General features: G+C 75.2%; 4 protein-coding genes. 3 read left to right on the top strand and 1 reads right to left on the bottom strand.

Features of this window, described 5'->3' with window-relative positions; translation table 11 throughout:
- The first annotated feature begins 51 nt into the window (after positions 1-51).
- The 3 genes from ACFZB9_RS17770 to ACFZB9_RS17760 all read left to right on the top strand — a co-directional run bounded on the left by ACFZB9_RS17770 (position 52) and on the right by ACFZB9_RS17760 (position 15,918).
- Positions 52-11,838, top strand: coding sequence for an SDR family NAD(P)-dependent oxidoreductase (locus ACFZB9_RS17770; RefSeq protein WP_391448116.1), 11,787 nt, complete (start codon positions 52-54; stop codon positions 11,836-11,838).
- Positions 11,839-11,968: 130 nt separating this feature from the next.
- Positions 11,969-14,998, top strand: coding sequence for an amino acid adenylation domain-containing protein (locus ACFZB9_RS17765; RefSeq protein WP_391448113.1), 3,030 nt, complete (start codon positions 11,969-11,971; stop codon positions 14,996-14,998).
- A gap of 242 nt (positions 14,999-15,240) precedes the next feature.
- Positions 15,241-15,918 carry a response regulator transcription factor gene (locus ACFZB9_RS17760; RefSeq protein ID WP_391448111.1) on the top strand — a complete coding sequence of 226 codons (678 nt, stop codon included), beginning with the start codon at positions 15,241-15,243 and terminating at the stop codon, positions 15,916-15,918.
- 27 nt (positions 15,919-15,945) lie between these two features.
- On the opposite strand, the gene ACFZB9_RS17755 is transcribed toward ACFZB9_RS17760, so the two are convergent.
- Positions 15,946-17,526, bottom strand: coding sequence for a long-chain fatty acid--CoA ligase (locus ACFZB9_RS17755; RefSeq protein WP_391448109.1), 1,581 nt, complete (start codon positions 17,524-17,526; stop codon positions 15,946-15,948).
- Positions 17,527-17,566 lie beyond the last annotated feature (40 nt).

Here is a 17,566-nt window from a genome sequence, read left to right as displayed (position 1 = left end):
AGCGGCCCCTAACTACTTGCAGCAGTGATCGAATTGGGTGAGGTTCCAGCAGTGGATCAGGAAAAGCTCCTCGACTATCTGAAGCGCGTGACGGCGGATCTGCACCAGACCCGCCAGCGGCTGCGTGACGTGGAGTCGGGCGACTCCGAGCCGATCGCCCTGGTCTCGATGAGCTGCCGGTTCGCAGGCGGGGTGGACTCGCCCGAGGATCTCTGGCAGTTGGTGGCCGAGGGCCGGGACGCGATCGGCGAGTTCCCCGCCGACCGCGGCTGGGACGCGGCCGCGCTCTTCGACGAGGACCCCGACCAGCAGGGCACCAGCTACACCCGGCACGGCGGATTCCTGTACGACGCACCGGAGTTCGACGCCGCGTTCTTCGGCATCAGCCCCCGTGAGACGCTCGGCATGGACCCGCAGCAGCGGCTGCTGCTGGAGTCCTCCTGGCAGCTGCTGGAGCGCGCGGGCATCGACCCGACCTCGCTCAAGGGCAGCCGCACCGGCGTCTTCGCCGGGACCAACGGCCAGGACTACGGCGATCTGCTGTACCAGGTCCCCGAGGGCGTCGAGGGCTACACGCTCACCGGCAACGCGGCCAGCGTGCTGTCCGGCCGGATCTCCTACACCTTCGGCCTGGAGGGCCCCTCCGTCACCGTCGACACCGCCTGCTCCTCCTCGCTGGTCGCCCTGCACCTCGCGGTGCAGTCGCTGCGCCAGAAGGAGTGCTCGCTGGCGCTGGCCGGCGGTGTCACGGTGATGTCCAGCCCGCGGGCCTTCATCCAGTTCAGCCGCCAGCGCGGACTGGCGGCCGACGGCCGCTGCAAGTCCTTCGCGGCGGCGGCCGACGGCACCGGCTGGGGCGAGGGCGTCGGCATGCTGCTGCTGGAGCGGCTCTCCGACGCCCGGCGCAACGGGCACCCGGTGCTCGCGGTGATCCGCGGCTCGGCCGTCAACCAGGACGGCGCTTCGAACGGGCTGACCGCCCCGAACGGCCCCTCGCAGCAGCGCGTCATCCGCCAGGCGCTGGCCGGGGCCGGGCTGACGCCCGCTCAGGTGGACGTGGTGGAGGCGCACGGCACCGGCACCGTGCTCGGCGACCCGATCGAGGCCCAGGCACTGCTGGCCACCTACGGCCTGGAGCGCCCGGCGGACCGGCCGCTCTGGCTCGGGTCGGTCAAGTCGAACCTCGGGCACACCCAGGCCGCCGCCGGAGTCGCGGGCGTCATCAAGATGGTGCTCGCGATGCGGCACGGCGTGCTGCCCAGGACCCTGCACGTGGACGAGCCCTCGCCGCACGTCGACTGGTCCGCGGGCGGCGTCGCCCTGCTGCAGGAGGCCCGGCCGTGGCCGGCGACCGAGGAGCCGCGCCGCGCGGGCGTCTCCTCCTTCGGGGTCAGCGGCACCAACGCCCACACCATCATCGAGCAGGCGCCCGAGCCCGAGCAGTCCGCCGCCGACCGCCCGAGGGCGGCCGCCCCCGCGCTGCTGCCCTACCTGGTCTCGGGCCGCAGCGCCGAGGCGCTGCGCGCCCAGGCCGCCCGGCTGCGGGCCCACCTGGACACCGCCCCCGAGCCGGCCCCGGCCGACCTCGCCCACTCGCTGGCCACCACCCGCGCCGCCCTGGAGCACCGGGCGGCCGTGCTGGCCGGCGACCGCGCCGAGCTGCTGGCCGGCCTCGACGCCCTCGCCGCCGGCGAGAGCGCGCCGCACCTGGTGCAGGGCGTGGCGGCCGAGGGCCGCACGGCGTTCCTCTTCACCGGGCAGGGCAGCCAGCGGGCCGGGATGGGCGCTGAACTGTACGACGCCTTCCCGGTGTTCGCCGAGGCCTACGACGCGGTCCGCGCGGAGCTGGACCGGCACCTCGACACCCCGCTCAAGGAGGCCGACGCACTGCTCGACCGGACGGAGTACACCCAGCCGGCGCTCTTCGCGATCGAGGTGGCGCTCTTCCGCCTCGTCGAATCCTGGGGCGTGCGCCCTGACTTCCTGGCGGGGCACTCGATCGGCGAGCTGGCCGCCGCGCACGTGGCGGGCGTGCTCTCGCTGGCGGATGCGGCCGAACTGGTGGCCGCCCGTGGCCGGTTGATGCAGGCGCTGCCCGCCGGTGGGGCGATGGTGGCGGTGCAGGCGGGCGAGGAGGAGGTGCTGCCGCTGCTGGCGGGCCACGCGGACGTGGGCATCGCGGCGGTCAACGGGCCGTCGTCGGTGGTGCTTTCGGGCGCTGAGCCGGCGGTGTCGGAGGTGGTGGGTCAACTGGGCGGCAAGTCCAAGCGGTTGACCGTCAGCCACGCGTTCCACTCGCCGCTGATGGAGCCGATGCTGGCCGAGTTCCGCGCGGTGGCCGAGCGGTTGACCTTCCACGCGCCGCGGATCCCGATCGTCTCGACGTTGGAGCCGGGCGCCGATCTGACCGAGGTCGAGTACTGGGTGCGGCACGTCCGCGAGGCCGTCCGGTTCGCCGAGGCGATCGAGACCCTGGCCTCGCGCGGCGTCACCAGCTACCTGGAGCTCGGCCCCGACGGCGTGCTCACCGCGATGGCCGAGCACTGCCTGGGCGAGGAGAGCACGGCCGCCCTGATCCCCACCCTGCGGGCCGGGCGCCCCGAGGCCCGGGCCCTGCTGACCGCGCTCGCCCGGGCCCAGGTGCACGGCGCCACCCCCGACTGGCGGGCCGTCGGCGCGAGCTGGGGCGGCGCCCGGGTGGGCCTGCCCACCTACGCCTTCCAGCGCCGCCGCCACTGGCCCGAGCCACCGGCCGGCTGGGTCGGTGACGTCGCCTCGGCGGGTCTCGGCGCGGCCGACCACCCGCTGCTCGGCGCCGCCGTCGCGCTCGCCGACGCCGACGGGGTGCTCTTCACCGGGCTGCTCTCGCTGCGGACCCACCCCTGGCTGGCCGACCACGCCGTGCTCGGCACCGTCCTGCTGCCCGGCACCGCCTTCGTCGAACTCGCGATCCGGGCCGGCGACCACGTCGGCTGCCAGCAGCTCGCCGAACTCACCCTGCAGGCCCCGCTGGTGCTGCCCGAGCACGGCGCCGTCCAGCTCCAGCTCGCGGTGGGGGAGGCCGACGCCACCGGCGCCCGCGGCTTCACCCTGCACTCGCGCCCCGAGCCCGAGGACACCGCCGCCGGCGCGGCGCTGACCGCCGAGCACGCCTGGACCCGGCACGCCACCGGCAGCCTCGCCCCCCTCGGCACCGGCCCGCAGCCCGAGCCGCTCGGCCGGGACAGCTGGCCGCCGGCCGGTGCCGTCCCGGTCGAGACCGAGGGGCTCTACGGCTACCTCGCCGAGGCCGGCTTCGACTACGGCCCGGTGTTCCAGGGCCTGCGCGCCGCCTGGCAGTCGGGCGAGGAGATCTTCGCCGAGGTGCGGCTGCCCGAGCAGGCCAGGGCCGAGGCCCAGCGCTTCGGCCTGCACCCCGCGCTGCTCGACGCCGCCCTGCACGGCGTCGGCATGGGCACCCTGCTGAGCCCCAGCGAATCCGGGCGGCTCCCGTTCGCCTGGAGCGGTGTCACCCTGCACGCCTCGGGCGCCGACACCCTGCGGGTGCGGCTCGCCCCGGCCGGTGCGGACCGCGTCGCGGTCACCGTCGCCGACGGCACCGGCGCCCCGGTCGCCCGGATCGAGTCGCTGCTGCTGCGCCCGGTCTCGGCCGCCCAGGTGCAGGCCGCCCGCCGGGCCCACCACGAGTCGCTGTTCACCGTGGAGTGGCAGGACGCGGCCCCCGGGCCCGTGCTGGGCGCTCCCGACACCGCCGGGTGGGCGCTGCTCGGTGCCGAGACCTTGGGGCTCGACCTGCCCCGGCACGTCGACCCGGCCGCGCTGGCCGCGTCCCTGGACGCCGCTGCGACGCCGCCCGCCCTCGTGCTGGCGGCCGTGCGGGGCGAGCCCGGCGAGCCGCCGGCGGCCGCGCACGCGACGGCCGAGCGGGCGCTCGCGCTGGTCCAGCAGTGGCTGGCCGAGGACCGGTTCGCCGATGCCCCCCTGGTGCTGGTCACCGCGGGCGCGCAGAGCGTCGTGCCCGGCGAGCCGGTCGCCGACCTGGCCGCCGCCACCGTCTGGGGCCTGGTCCGCTCGGCCCAGTCCGAGCACCCGAACCGCCTGCTGCTGGTGGACCTCGACGCCGACGAGGCCTCGCTGCGGGCCCTGCCCGCCGCGCTGGCCGCTGCCCTGGCCGCCGACGAGCCGCAGCTCGCGCTGCGCGCCGGGACCCTCAAGCTGCCCCGGCTGGCCCGGGTGACCGCCGCCACCACCGACACCGCCGCCGACACCGCCGATGCCGACGCCGGGCCTGTCCTGGCGCCTGCCCTGGCGCCGGCCTCGGATGGGACGGTGCTGGTCACGGGTGCGACGGGGACGCTGGGTGCGCTGGTGGCGCGGCATCTGGTGGCCGGGCACGGGGTGCGGCGGCTGCTGCTGGTGTCGCGTCGTGGTGCGGCGGCCGTGGGTGCGGCCGAACTCGCCGCCGAGCTGCGGGAGTCGGGTGCCGAGGTGACGCTGGCGGCCTGTGACGTGGCCGACCGGGCGGCGCTGGCCGAGTTGCTCGGTTCGCTGGAGCACCCGCTGACCGCCGTGGTGCACACCGCCGGTGTGCTGGACGACGGCATCGTCTCCTCGCTCACCCCCGAGCGGCTGGCCACCGTGCTGCGCCCCAAGGTCGATGCGGCCTGGCACCTGCACGAGCTGACGAAGGATCAGAACCTCACCGCCTTCGTGCTCTTCTCGGCCGCCGCGGCCACCCTCGGCGGCCCCGGTCAGGCCAACTACGCGGCCGCCAACGCTTTCCTGGACGCCCTCGCCCAGCACCGCCGGGCCGCCGGGCTGCCCGCCACCGCGCTGGCCTGGGGCCTGTGGGCCGAACGCAGCGGCATGACCGGCACCCTGGAGGAGGCCGACCTCCAGCGCATCAACCGCGCCGGGGTCGCCGCGCTCTCCTCCGCGGAGGGTCTGGCCCTGCTCGACACCGCCACCGCGCTGGGCGGCGCGAGCTACGTCCCGATCCGCCTCGACCTGGCAGGGTTGCGCGCCCACGGCGGGTCCTCGGCGCTGCCCGCCCTGCTGCGCGGCCTGGTCCGGGCACCGGCCCGCCGGGCGGCCCAGGCCGAGCAGGGCGGCGACTCGTTCCGCGAACAGCTGGCCGCGCTGGCGCCCGCCGAGCGGGCCAAGGCGCTGCTCACCCTGGTCACCGGCCAGGTGGCCGCCGTCCTCGGACACAGCGGCGCCGAGGCCATCGAGCCGCAGCTCGCCTTCAAGGAGCTGGGCTTCGACTCGCTGACCGCCGTCGAGCTGCGCAACCGGCTGAACACGGTCACCGGCCTGCGGCTGCCCGCCACGTTGGTCTTCGACTACCCGAACCCGGCTGCCCTCGCCGAGTTGCTGGGCGCCGAACTGCTGGGCGCCGAACTGCTGGGCGCCGAGTTGCTGGGCCCCCAGCCCACCGCGACCGCCGCGGTTGTCGCACCCCTGACGGAAGACCCGATCGCGATCATCGGCATGGCCTGCCGCTACCCGGGCGAGGTGACCACGCCCGAGGAGCTGTGGCAGCTGGTCACCAGCGGCCGGGACGGCATCTCCGGCTTCCCCACCGACCGCGGCTGGCTGGTGGACGCGCTGCGCAGCGCCGACACCGAGCAGGCGGACGCCGCACTGGCGGGCGGCTTCCTGCACGACGCCAGTGCCTTCGACCCGGGCTTCTTCGGCATCAACCCGCGCGAGGCGCTGGCGATGGACCCGCAGCAGCGGCTGCTGCTGGAGGCGTCCTGGGAGGCCTTCGAGCGGGCCGGCATCGACCCAGCCTCGGTCAAGGGCAGCCGGACCGGCGTCTTCGCGGGCGTGATGTACCACGACTACGTCACCCGGCTGCCCGCCGTCCCCGAGGAGGTGGCGGGCTACCTGGGCACCGGCGGCTCCGGCAGCGTCGCCTCGGGCCGGATCTCCTACACCTTCGGCCTGGAGGGCCCGGCCGTCACCGTCGACACCGCCTGCTCCTCCTCGCTGGTCGCCCTGCACCTGGCCGCCCAGGCGCTGCGCTCGGGCGAGTGCACGCTGGCGCTGGCCGGCGGCGTCACCGTGATGGCCACCCCCGACACCTTCATCGACTTCGCCCGGCAGGGCGGGCTCTCTGCCAACGGGCGCTGCAAGTCCTTCTCGGCCGACGCGGACGGCACCAGCTGGGCCGAGGGCGTGGGCATGCTGCTGGTCGAGCGGCTCTCCGACGCGCGGCGCAACGGGCACCCGGTGCTGGCGATCGTCCGGGGGACCGCCGTCAACCAGGACGGCGCCTCGAACGGTCTGACGGCGCCGAACGGCCCCTCCCAGCAGCGGGTGATCCGCCAGGCGCTGGCGAACGCCCGCCTGACGGCCGACCAGGTCGACGCTGTCGAGGCGCACGGCACCGGCACCTCGCTGGGCGACCCGATCGAGGCCCAGGCGCTGCTCGCCACCTACGGACGTGAGCACACGGCGGAGCGGCCGCTCTGGCTCGGCTCGGTCAAGTCCAACCTGGGGCACACCCAGGCCGCCGCCGGTGCCGCCGGGATCATCAAGATGGTGCTCGCGATGCGCCACGGCGTGCTGCCGCGCACCCTGCACGTCGGCGAGCCGACCCCGCACGTCGACTGGACGGCCGGCGCGGTGGAGCTGCTCACCGAGACCCGGCCCTGGCCGGAGACCGGCGAGCCGCGCCGCGCGGGCATCTCGTCCTTCGGCGTCAGCGGCACCAACGCGCATGTGATCCTGGAGCAGGCGCCGGACCCCGCCCCCGTGGCCGAGCCGGCCGCTCCGGCCGCGCTGCCCTGGGTGCTCTCGGCGAAGAGCACCCAGGCGCTGCGGGCCCAGGCGAGCCGTCTGCACGCCCGGCTGACCGAGGACGAGACCCTGCACCCGGTCGACCTCGCCTTCTCGCTGGCCACCACCCGCGGCAGCCTGGAGCAGCGCGCCGCGGTGGTCGGCGGCGACCGCGCCGAACTGCTGCGCGGCCTGGCCGCGCTGGCCGCCGGTGAGCCGGCCGGCCACCTCGTCGAGGGCACCGCCGCCGGCACCCCGCGCACGGCGTTCCTGTTCGCCGGGCAGGGCAGCCAGCGGGCCGGCATGGGCGCCGAACTGTACGACGCCCACCCGGTGTTCGCCGAGGCGTATGACGCGGTCCGCGCGGAGCTGGACCGGTACCTGGAGGTGCCGCTGAAGGACGCCGACGCGCTGCTCGACCGGACGGCCTACACCCAGCCGGCGCTCTTCGCGCTGGAGGTGGCACTGTTCCGCCTCGTCGAATCCTGGGGCCTCACACCGGACTTCCTGGCGGGCCACTCGATCGGTGAGCTGGCCGCCGCGCACGTCGCGGGCGTGCTCTCGCTCGCCGATGCCGCGCGGCTGGTGGCGGCGCGCGGCCGGCTGATGCAGCAACTGCCCGCCGGTGGAGCGATGGTGGCCGTCCAGGCGAGCGAGGCGGAGCTGCTGCCGCTGCTGGCCGACCGCTCCGACGTGGGGATCGCCGCCGTCAACGGACCGACCTCCGTGGTGCTTTCGGGTACCGAGCAGGCGGTGCTGGAGCTGGCGGAGAAGTTGGACCGCAAGACCAGGCGGCTCACCGTCAGCCACGCCTTCCACTCGCCGCTGATGGAGCCGATGCTGGCGGAGTTCCGTGCGGTGGCCTCGGAGTTGACCTTCCACCAGCCGAGGATCCCGATCGTCTCCACGCTCGACCAGGACGCCGACCTCACCACCCCCGACTACTGGGTGCGCCACGTCCGCGAGGCCGTCCGCTTCGCCGACGCGATCGAGACCCTGGAGCGCGAGGGCGTCCGCGCCTTCCTGGAGCTGGGCCCGGACGGCACCCTCACCGCGCTGGCCCAGGCCACCGCGTCCGCCGAGGAGGAGGCGGTGTTCGCCCCCGTGCTGCGCCGCGACCGCCCCGAAGTGACGACCTTCGCCACCGCCCTCGCTCACCTATACGTGCGCGGTGCCGCACTCGACTGGCGGGCGGTCTTCGCGGGCACCGGCGCCCGGCGCGTCGACCTGCCCACCTACGCCTTCCAGCGGGAGCGCTACTGGCTGGAGCCGCCGGTGCTCTGGGCCGCCGACGTCGCCTCGGCCGGACTGGTGACCCCCGCGCACCCGCTGCTCGGTGCCGCCGCCCCGCTCGCCGAGTCGGACGGCTACCTGTTCACCGGGCTGCTCTCGCTGCGGACCCACCCCTGGCTGGCCGATCACGCGGTCTCCGGGACCGTCCTGCTGCCGGGCACCGCCTTTGTCGAACTCGCGGTCCGCGCGGGTGACCAGGTGGGCTGCGACCGGCTGGCGGAACTGACCCTCCAGGCGCCGCTCGTCCTGCCGGAGACCGGCGCGCTCCAGCTCCAGCTCTGGCTGGGCCCCGCCGACGAGACGGGCAGCCGGGCGCTGTCCGTCCACTCCCGTCCCGAGGACGCGTCGGCCGAGGATCCGTGGACCAAGCACGCCGACGGCCTGCTGGCCACCGGCGGGGCGGAGCGACCGGCCGCGGGCGAACTCGCCAGCTGGCCACCGGCCGAGGCCGTGCCGCTGGAGACCACCGGCTTCTACGAGCGCCTGGCCGTCGGCGGATTCGCCTACGGCCCCGCCTTCCAGGGCCTGACCGCCGCCTGGCAGCGGGGCGAGGAGATCTTCGTCGAGGTCGCGCTGCCCGCGGGCACCGAGCCGGACGGGAGCCTGTTCGGCCTGCACCCCGCGCTGCTCGACGCCGCGCTGCACGGCACCTTCCTGCAGGGCAGCGGCGCCGAAGGGGGCCGCCTGCCGTTCGCCTGGAGCGGTGTCACCCTGTACGCCGCCGGGGCCGGCGCGCTGCGGGTGCGGATCACCCCGCAGGGCACGGACGCGATCGCCCTGGCGATCGCCGACGCCACCGGCGAGCCGGTGGCCACCGTCGACTCGCTGGTGCTGCGCCCGGTCGGCGCCGAGCAGCTGCGCGGCGCCGCGCGCGCCGCCCACCACGACGCGCTCTTCCAGGTCGAGTGGGCCGCGCTGCCCGCCGCTGCCAACGCCTCGCCTGTGGTGGGACGTTGGGGGGTGCTGGGCGAGGTTCCGCTGGGCCTGGCCGCGGAGTCGTTCGCCGACCTGGCGGCGGTGGCGGCGTCCGTCACGGTGCCCGAGGTGCTCTTCGTGCCGTGCCTGCCGCTGGCTGACGGTCTGTCGGCCGACGGGGTGCGGGAGGTGACGCACCGGGTGCTGGGGCTGGTGCAGGCCTGGCTGGCCGAGGAGAAGTTCGCCGGCTCCCGCCTGGTCCTGCTGACCCGGGGTGCGGTGGCGCCACTGGGAGGGGAGCGGCTGGCCGATCCGGCCGGTGCCGCCGTCCGGGGCCTGGTGCGCTCGGCGCAGGCGGAGAACCCCGAGCGGTTCGTGCTGCTCGACCTGGACGGCGCCGACGCCTCGCTCGCCGCCCTGCCCGCCGCACTGGCGCTGCCGGAGCACGAGCTGGCGCTCCGTCAGGGAACCTGCCTTGTCCCAAGGTTGGCGAGGATCGCCACCGACGCGGCGCTGACCCCGCCCGAGGGCGCGGTGGCCTGGCGTCTCGGCATCCCGGTCAAGGGCACCCTGGACAACCTGGCGCTGATCGAGCACCCGGCGGCCGTCGCGCCGCTGGAGCCCGGCAGCGTGCGGATCGGGGTGCGGGCCACCGGTCTGAACTTCCGTGACGTGCTCAACGCGCTGGGCATGTACCCGGGCAACGCCGGTCTGCTGGGCCTGGAAGGCGCCGGTGTGGTGCTGGAGGTGGCACCCGACGTCACCGATCTCGCCGTCGGCGACCGGGTGTTCGGCATGATGTCCGGCGGCTTCGCCCCCCTCGCGGTGGTCGATCGCCGGATGATCGCGCGGATGCCCGAGAGCTGGAGCTTCGCCGAGGCGGCCGCCGTCCCGGTGGTCCATCTGACCGCCTACTACGCGCTGGTGGACCTCGCGGACCTCCGGGCGGGTGAGTCGGTGCTGATCCACGCCGCCGCCGGTGGTGTCGGCATGGCGGCCGTGCAGCTGGCCCGGCACCTGGGGGCGGAGGTCTACGGCACCGCGAGCGCGGGCAAGTGGGATGCCCTGCGCAAGCTGGGTCTGGACGACGAGCACATCGCCTCCTCGCGTGATCTGGCGTTCGAGGAGCGGTTCCGGTCGGCGACCGGCGGCCGGGGCGTCGACGTGGTGCTGGACTCGCTGGCCCGGGAGTTCGTGGACGCCTCGCTGCGGCTGCTGCCGCGCGGTGGGCGGTTCGTGGAGATGGGCAAGACCGACGTCCGCGACCCCGAGCAGGTGGCGGCCGAGCACCCGGGGGTGCACTACCAGGGCTTCGACCTGATCGAGGCCGGGCCGCAGCGCACCGGCGAGCTGCTCGCCGAGGTCCTCGCGCTCTTCGAGAAGGGTGCGCTGGAGCATCTGCCGATCGCGACCTGGGACCTGCGCCGGGCACCGGAGGCCTTCCGCTTCGTCTCGCAGGCCAGGCACATCGGCAAGGTCGTGCTGACCGTTCCGGCCCCGCTGGACGCGGACGGCACCGTGCTGATCACCGGCGCGACCGGCACCCTGGGGGCGCTGGCCGCCCGGCACCTGGTCGCCGAGCACGGCGCCCGGCACCTGCTGCTCACCAGCCGGCGCGGCGCCGAGGCCCCGGGTGCGGCCGAACTCGCCGCCGAGCTGGAGCAGTTGGGCGCATCGGTCAGCATCGCGGCCTGCGACGCGGCCGACCGCGCCGGCCTCGCCGCGCTGCTCGGCTCGCTCCAACGCCCGCTCACCGCCGTCCTCCACACCGCCGGTGTGCTCGACGACGGCGTGGTCAACACCTTGACGCCCGAGCGGCTCGACGCCGTGCTGCGCCCCAAGGTGGACGCCGCGCTCAACCTGCACGAGCTGACCGCCGGACTCGACCTGTCGGCCTTCGTGCTCTACTCCTCGGTCGCCGGGACCTTCGGCGGCGCCGGGCAGGGCAACTACGCGGCTGCCAACGCCTTCCTGGACGCGCTGGCCACCCGCCGCGCCCAGGACGGCCTGCCCGCCCTCTCGCTCGCCTGGGGCCTGTGGGCCGAGAGCAGCGGGATGACCGGCGACCTCGGCACGGCCGACCTGGAGCGGATGGCCCGCGGCGGCATCACCCCGCTCGCCTCCGCCCAGGGCCTGGCGCTGCTCGACACCGCGGCAACCCTGGGCCGCAGCACCCTCGCTCCGATGGGCCTGGATGTCGCCGGGCTGCGCGCCCACGCCGACCCGGCCGCCGTTCCGCCGCTGCTGCGCGGCCTGGTGCGCACGCCCGCGCGCCGGGCCGCCCGGACCGCGGCGGGGAGTGTGGAGGGGCCGACGCTGGCGCAGCGGCTGACCGGACTGGACCAGGAGGAGCGCCGCAAGCTGCTCCTGGACCTGGTCTGCACCCAGGTCGCCGCCGTGCTCGGGCACCCCGGGCCGGAGTCCGTCGAGGCCGAACGGGCCTTCAAGGAGCTCGGGTTCGACTCGCTGACCGGCATCGAGCTGCGCAACCGGATGAACGCGGCCACCGGCCTGCGGCTCTCCGCGACGCTGGTCTTCGACCACCCGACGCCCGCCGCGCTCGCCGCGCTGCTGCTCACCGAGATCACCCCCGCCCCGGCCGCCGCCGCGCAACCGCTGCTGGCCGAACTCGACCGGCTGGAGGCGGCGTTCACCGCCGCTCCGGTGGCCGACGGCGAGCTGCGCGGCACCCTGGCGGCCCGGCTGGAGGCGCTGCTGGGCAGGCTCGCCGGCCCCGCCGCCCCGCCCGCCGCCGAAGCGGTGGACACCGGGCAGCTCAAGGCGGCCTCCGACGACGAACTCTTCGCCTTCATCAACGACCAGCTCGGCCGCTCCCCGAGCAGTTGAGCCAGCACCGACCGGCCCCCGACCTCGCGCCCGACGACCGCGCCGGGCGTTCGTTCGCCGAACGGCACGAGAGATTGCGATCACGTTGAGAACGCAACAGGAGAACCAACGCACCCCCTCCGCACCGGCGGTGAGCACCCCCGCCGGCCCGCGGCCGTACCAACGGGCCATCACGCCGATGGAGTGGGCCTTCCTGGGCGTGCGCCCGGCGCTGAGCGTCGTCCAGCACGTGGTGGAGGGCGACGGGACCGTGGCGCCCGAGGACCTCGCCGCGGCGCTGGCGATCGCGGCCCAGGCCTCCCCGGGGATGCGGCTGATCCGCCGCGGCCGGCGCTGGGTCGACAGCGGCACCGCCCCCGCGCTGCACGTGCTCGACGCCGACAGCTTCGACAACGAGCGGCTCGACCACCCCGCGCTGCACCGCCCGCTGGACGCCAGCGGCGCGACCTGCGAGGTGCTGCTGATCCCCGGCACGCCGACCACCCTGGTCTTCCGCGCCTTCCACGGCGTCACCGACGGCCGTGGCCTGCACCTGTGGGCCGCCGACGTCTTCCGGGTGCTGCGCGGCGAGCCCCCGGTGGGTTACGACGCCACGGTCGACCACCAGACACTCGCGCTGCGGGTGGCCGGCCACGAGCTGGGGACGGTGCCCGCCGCCAAGCAGGAGTGGCCCTCGCTGCTGGGCAACCCGGCGCCGAACCTGCCCCGCCTGCGCTGGCGCCGCCGCACGCTCGACGGCCGGCACCCGGCGGCGGTGGCCAAGGTGGCCGCCGCGCTCGCCGCCGCCGCCGGGCCCGGCGGCGGGCGGTTCCTCGTCCCGGTCGACCTGCGACGGCACGAGCCGGAGCTGCGCTCGACCGCCATGCTGGCGCACACCCTGACGGTGGACGTCGCGGCGGGGGAGGACTGGCAGCAGGTGCACCAGCGGCTGCTCGGCTCGCTGGCCGGGCGCGATGAGCTGAGGCTGCCGATCGCCTCCTGGCTGCTGCGGGTGCCGGTGCCGGTGCTGCGCGTGCTCAACGCCGGGATCGAGCGGGCCGCCTGGCGCGGCCGCCGCTACTCCGGCACCGGCTATCTCTCGCACCTGGGCGCGGTCGACCTCGCCGAGCTGTCCACCGGCACCTTCCGGGCCGGCACCTGCTACGCGCTGGGCGGGGTCGGCCCCGGCGGCCCGCCCGAGATCGACCTGGTGGAGCGGGCAGGGCGCACCGAGGTCACCGTCGCCTGGCACGACGAGCCCGGCACGGCCGACCTCGTCGAAGGCCTGCTGGACACCGTCGCGGACGCGCTCTGCCCGCCCGCGCACCGCCAGTGGGCCGGCAACCGCACCGAGCGCGCGCTGCCCTGCGAGCAGTCGGTGGTCGAGCTCTTCCGCGCGCAGGTCGAGCGCACGCCGGACCGGATCGCGCTCAGTGGCCCCGAGGGCAAGGTGACCTACGCGGAACTGAGCCGCCGGGCGGACCGGGTCGCCGCCGAACTGCGCCGCGAGGGCGTGGGCCCCGGCAGCGTGGTGGGCCTGCTGGCGGACCGCACGGTGGCCGGGATCGCCGGACTCTGGGGGGTGCTGCGGACGGGGGCCTGCTACCTGCCCCTGGACTCCCGCCACCCGGACGCCCGGATCGCCGACCTGCTGGCCGACGCCGGCAGCGGCCTCTGCCTGCTGGAGCGGCCCTACGACGAGCGCGACTGCCTGCCGGCCGGCTGCCGGGGGCTGCCGCTGGACGAGCTGGCGCTGGACGGTGAGGTGCCCGAGGACCTGCGGGACGCGGCCGTCGATCCCGCGGACCTGGTCTACGTCATCTACACCTCGGGCTCCACCGGCCGGCCCAAGGGCGTGCAGATCGAGCACCGCAGCCTGACCAACTACGTGCACTGGGCCACCCGCGCCTTCGAGGTGGACGCGGACACCCGGCTGCCGCTGATCACCTCGCCCTCCTTCGACGTCACGGGCACCTCGGTCTTCCTGCCGCTGCTGGCCGGCGGCGAGGTGATCCTGCTGCGCGAGGAGCCCACCCACCTCTCGCTGCGCCACCTGCTGGAGCGCTCGGGCGCCAACACGCTGAACCTGACGCCCTCCCACCTCGACCTGATCGGCCGCCTCGGCCTGGCGCCCACCGGCTACCGCACGGTGCTGGTGATCGGCGAGCAACTGCGGGTGGAGGTCGCTGCCCGGGCCCAGCAGATGTTCGGGCCCGACTGCCGGATCATCAACGAGTACGGGCCCACCGAGGCCACCATCGGCTGCACCGCGCACACCTACGACCCGCAGGGCGACGCCGGGTACGCGGTGGTGCCGATCGGCCTGCCGGCCGACAACACCACCGCCCATCTGCTCGACGAGGAGCTGCGGTTCGTCGCCCCCGGTGAGATCGGCGAGCTCTACCTGGGCGGCGCGCAGCTCGCCCGCGGCTACCTCGGCCGGCCCGAGCTGGACCGGGAGCGCTTCGTCCACCTGGCCGACGGCACCCGGGTCTACCGCACCGGCGACCTGGTGCGCCTGCTGCCCTCGGGCGAGCTGGAGTGCGTGGGGCGGATCGACGACCAGGTCAAGGTCCGCGGGCACCGGGTGGAGCCGGCGGAGGTGGCCCGGGCGCTGGAGGAGCATCCCGCCGTGCACCGTGCCGTGGTGATCGCCCGGGCCCGGCCCGGGCAGAGTGCCAAGGCGCTGTACGGCTATGTGCTGGCCGAGCCGGCGGTCGGCGGCGAGCAGCTGACGGCGCACCTGGCCGAGCGGCTGCCCGCCTACCTGGTGCCCGCGGCCGTCATGGTACTGACCGAGCTGCCCTACACGGTGAGCGGCAAGGTCGACGCGCGCGCCCTGCCCGACCCGTTCGCGGCAGACCCCGCAGCCGCGCGGCCCGAGGCGGAGCCGGCGGCGCCGGCTGCACCGGTGGACTCCGTGGAGGAGGCGGTGGCCGGCATCTGGGCCCGCACCCTCAGGGTGCCGCGCGAACGGCTCGACGGGACGGCCGACTTCCACCGGCTGGGTGGGGACTCGGTGGCGCTGCTCGCTATGCTGGCGGGCGTCTGCCGCGAGGTGTCGCTGAGCCCAAGTCAGGAAGAGGAGTTCATGGGCCAGTTGGCCCAGATCGTGGGCGAGCCGACCCTGACCCGGGTGGCCGAGCTGACCCGCCGGGCCCGGGCCGGCCGGCGGCTCTGACCGCCGGTGCGCCGCCGCACCCACCCGGCGCGGCGGCGCACCGTCAGCCCGGACCGGCCCTGGCCGCGACCCCTATTCGGTTGCCCGCGACCACCGCCGCTGAGCTGCACCGATGCCCGCGGGGCAGGGCGGTGCACGGCCTGCTACGGGGTGCCTACGGGTGTCACGGCCGAGGCCCCGTGGCTAGCCTGGCCCACCGGTGGCTGCATATCTCGATCCAGATCGGTCGAAGGAACGAAAGCGTGGGAACTCAGGTGGACCAGACCGAACTCAGTATCGCCCTGGTGCTGGAGAACGCGCTGCAGCGGTTCGGGGTCGAGGGCATGATCCGCTTTCCCGATCGTCTCGGTGCGGTCCGGTCATTCAACTCGTCTGGGCAGCAGGCCTGTTCGGCGCTCGGGCAGCGCTTCGACCTGATCCTGACCGCCTCGGCCGAGCTGGCCTGCGAGCGCACCCGGGAGACCGTCCGAGCGCTCTGTGCCCAGGGCGCCCGGCTGCTGCTCCTGGTCGACGGGCCGGACGGGATCGACGCGCGGGCGCTGGCGGAGTACGAGGCCCAGGGCGTCCTGGACTGGTCCGAACTCGATCCGGCGACCCTGCGGGAGGCCGTCTTCGACGTCATGGCGGGCAAGTTCCACGTCTCCGGCACGCTGGCCCGCCAACTGCTGGTGCGGGTCGGCCAGGCCTCCGCGCGCGCCGCCCAGCCCGGCGCACCGGCGGGGGCCGCGCTGACACCGCGCGAGCTGGAGGTGCTGCGGCTGGTGGCCGAGGGCCTGAGCAACAAGCAGGTCTCGCGTCAGCTGGAGATCTCGGAGCACGGGGTGAAGCGTCACGTCGGCAACGTCCTGACGAAGCTGAACTGCCCCAATCGCACCCTCGCCGTCGTCCGCGCGCTGGAGGACGGTCTGCTGGCGGTGTGAAGTCCCGCTGTGCTCGGCGTACTTCGCTCAGCGTCCGTCGGGGCCGCCGCCGAACCGGGCCACCAGCTCGCGCTTGAGCACCTTGCCACTGGGACCGAGCGGGAACGCGTCGACGAACTCCACCAGCCGCGGGTACTTGTACGCCGCGATCCGCTCCTTGCTCCAGGCGATGATCCCTGCGCCCAGCTCCGCGCAGGGCTCGGTGCCGGGCCGGGTCCGCACCACCGCGCAGACCTCCTCGCCGTGCCGTTCGTGCGGCACCCCGACGACCGCGACCTGGGCGATCGCCGGGTGGTGCACCAGCACCTCCTCGATCTCGCGGGGGTAGACGTTGTACCCGCCGCGCAGCACCAGGTCCTTCTTGCGGTCGACGACGGACAGATAGCCGTCCTCGTCCAGCACCCCGAGGTCGCCGGAACGGAACCAGCCGTCCACCAGCACCTCGGCGGTGGCCTCGGGACGGCCCAGATAGCCGGCCATCACGTTGTGGCCGCGGATGACGATCTCGCCCACCTCGCCCACCGGCAGCAGCTCGATCCGGCCCTCCAGCTCGGCCCGGGCGATCGAAACCTGCACGCCCCAGAGCGGCCGCCCCACGGTGCCCGGCCGACAGGGCCAGGCCCGCTGGTTGTAGGAGACCGACGGTGAGGTCTCGGTCAGGCCGTACCCCTCGTAGATCTCGCAGCCGAAGGTCTCCCGGAACTCCTGCAGCACCTTGACCGGCAGCGCCGAACCGCCGGAGAAGGCGCGGTCCAGCGGCGGGCGGCGCGGGTCCCGGGCGGCCGCGTCGAGCAGCGCCAGGTACATGGTGGGGACGCCCATGAACACCGTGCAGCCGTGGGTCGCCATCAGCTCCAGGGCGCCCGGGCCGTCGAACCGCTCCATCAGCACCAGGGCGGCACCGGCGCGGAAACAGGTGAGCATGCCGCAGATCTGACCGAAGGTGTGGAACAGCGGCAGGCAGCCGAGCAGCACGTCGTCGGCCCGGAAGTCGAAGGGCGAGAGCATCCCGACGCTCACGTTCATCGTGATGTTGAGCTGGGTGAGCATCGCGCCCTTGGGCCGGCCGGTGGTGCCGGAGGTGTAGAGCACCACCGCGAGGTCCCCGGGCTCGCGCGGTGCGTAGTGGGCGATCGGCTCGGCCACTTCGGCGAGCAGGTCGAGCCGCGGCGCCTCGTGTTCTCCCCCGGCCTGGCGGCCGGGAGGTGCCCCGAGGTCGGCGCGCACCGTGAGCAGCGGCACGCCGGCGACCTCCGCGCCCTTGCGTCCCTCGGCGAGCAGCGACCCGGCGCAGATGAGCACCCGGGCGGCGCTGTCGCGCAGCACGTACTCGATCTCCGGCGCCTTGAGCAGCGCGTGCACCGGCACCACGACCGCGCCGAGCGCGAGCACGCCGAAGTAGGCCGGCGGGAACTCCAGCCCGTTGGGCAGCAGCAGCGCCACCCGGTCGCCGGGGCGGATGCCCTGCTCGGCCAGCACGGCCGCGTACCGGCGGGCCCGCAGCCAGAGTTCGCGGTACGTCACCTGCTCCCGGCCGAAGGTGATCGCCGGGTGGTCCGGGCGCCGGGCCGCCGATTCGGCGAGCACGGCCGCTACCGAGAGAGTCACCACATTCTCCAACGTCGAGAGCTGTCCCAGAGAGAAACGG

The sequence above is a fragment of the Kitasatospora sp. NPDC008050 genome, assembly GCF_042957465.1.
In the GTDB taxonomy this organism is placed as follows: Bacteria; Actinomycetota; Actinomycetes; order Streptomycetales; family Streptomycetaceae; genus Kitasatospora.
Note: the sequence above shows the minus strand (reverse complement) of the source record. Positions and strands in the feature narration are given on the sequence as shown.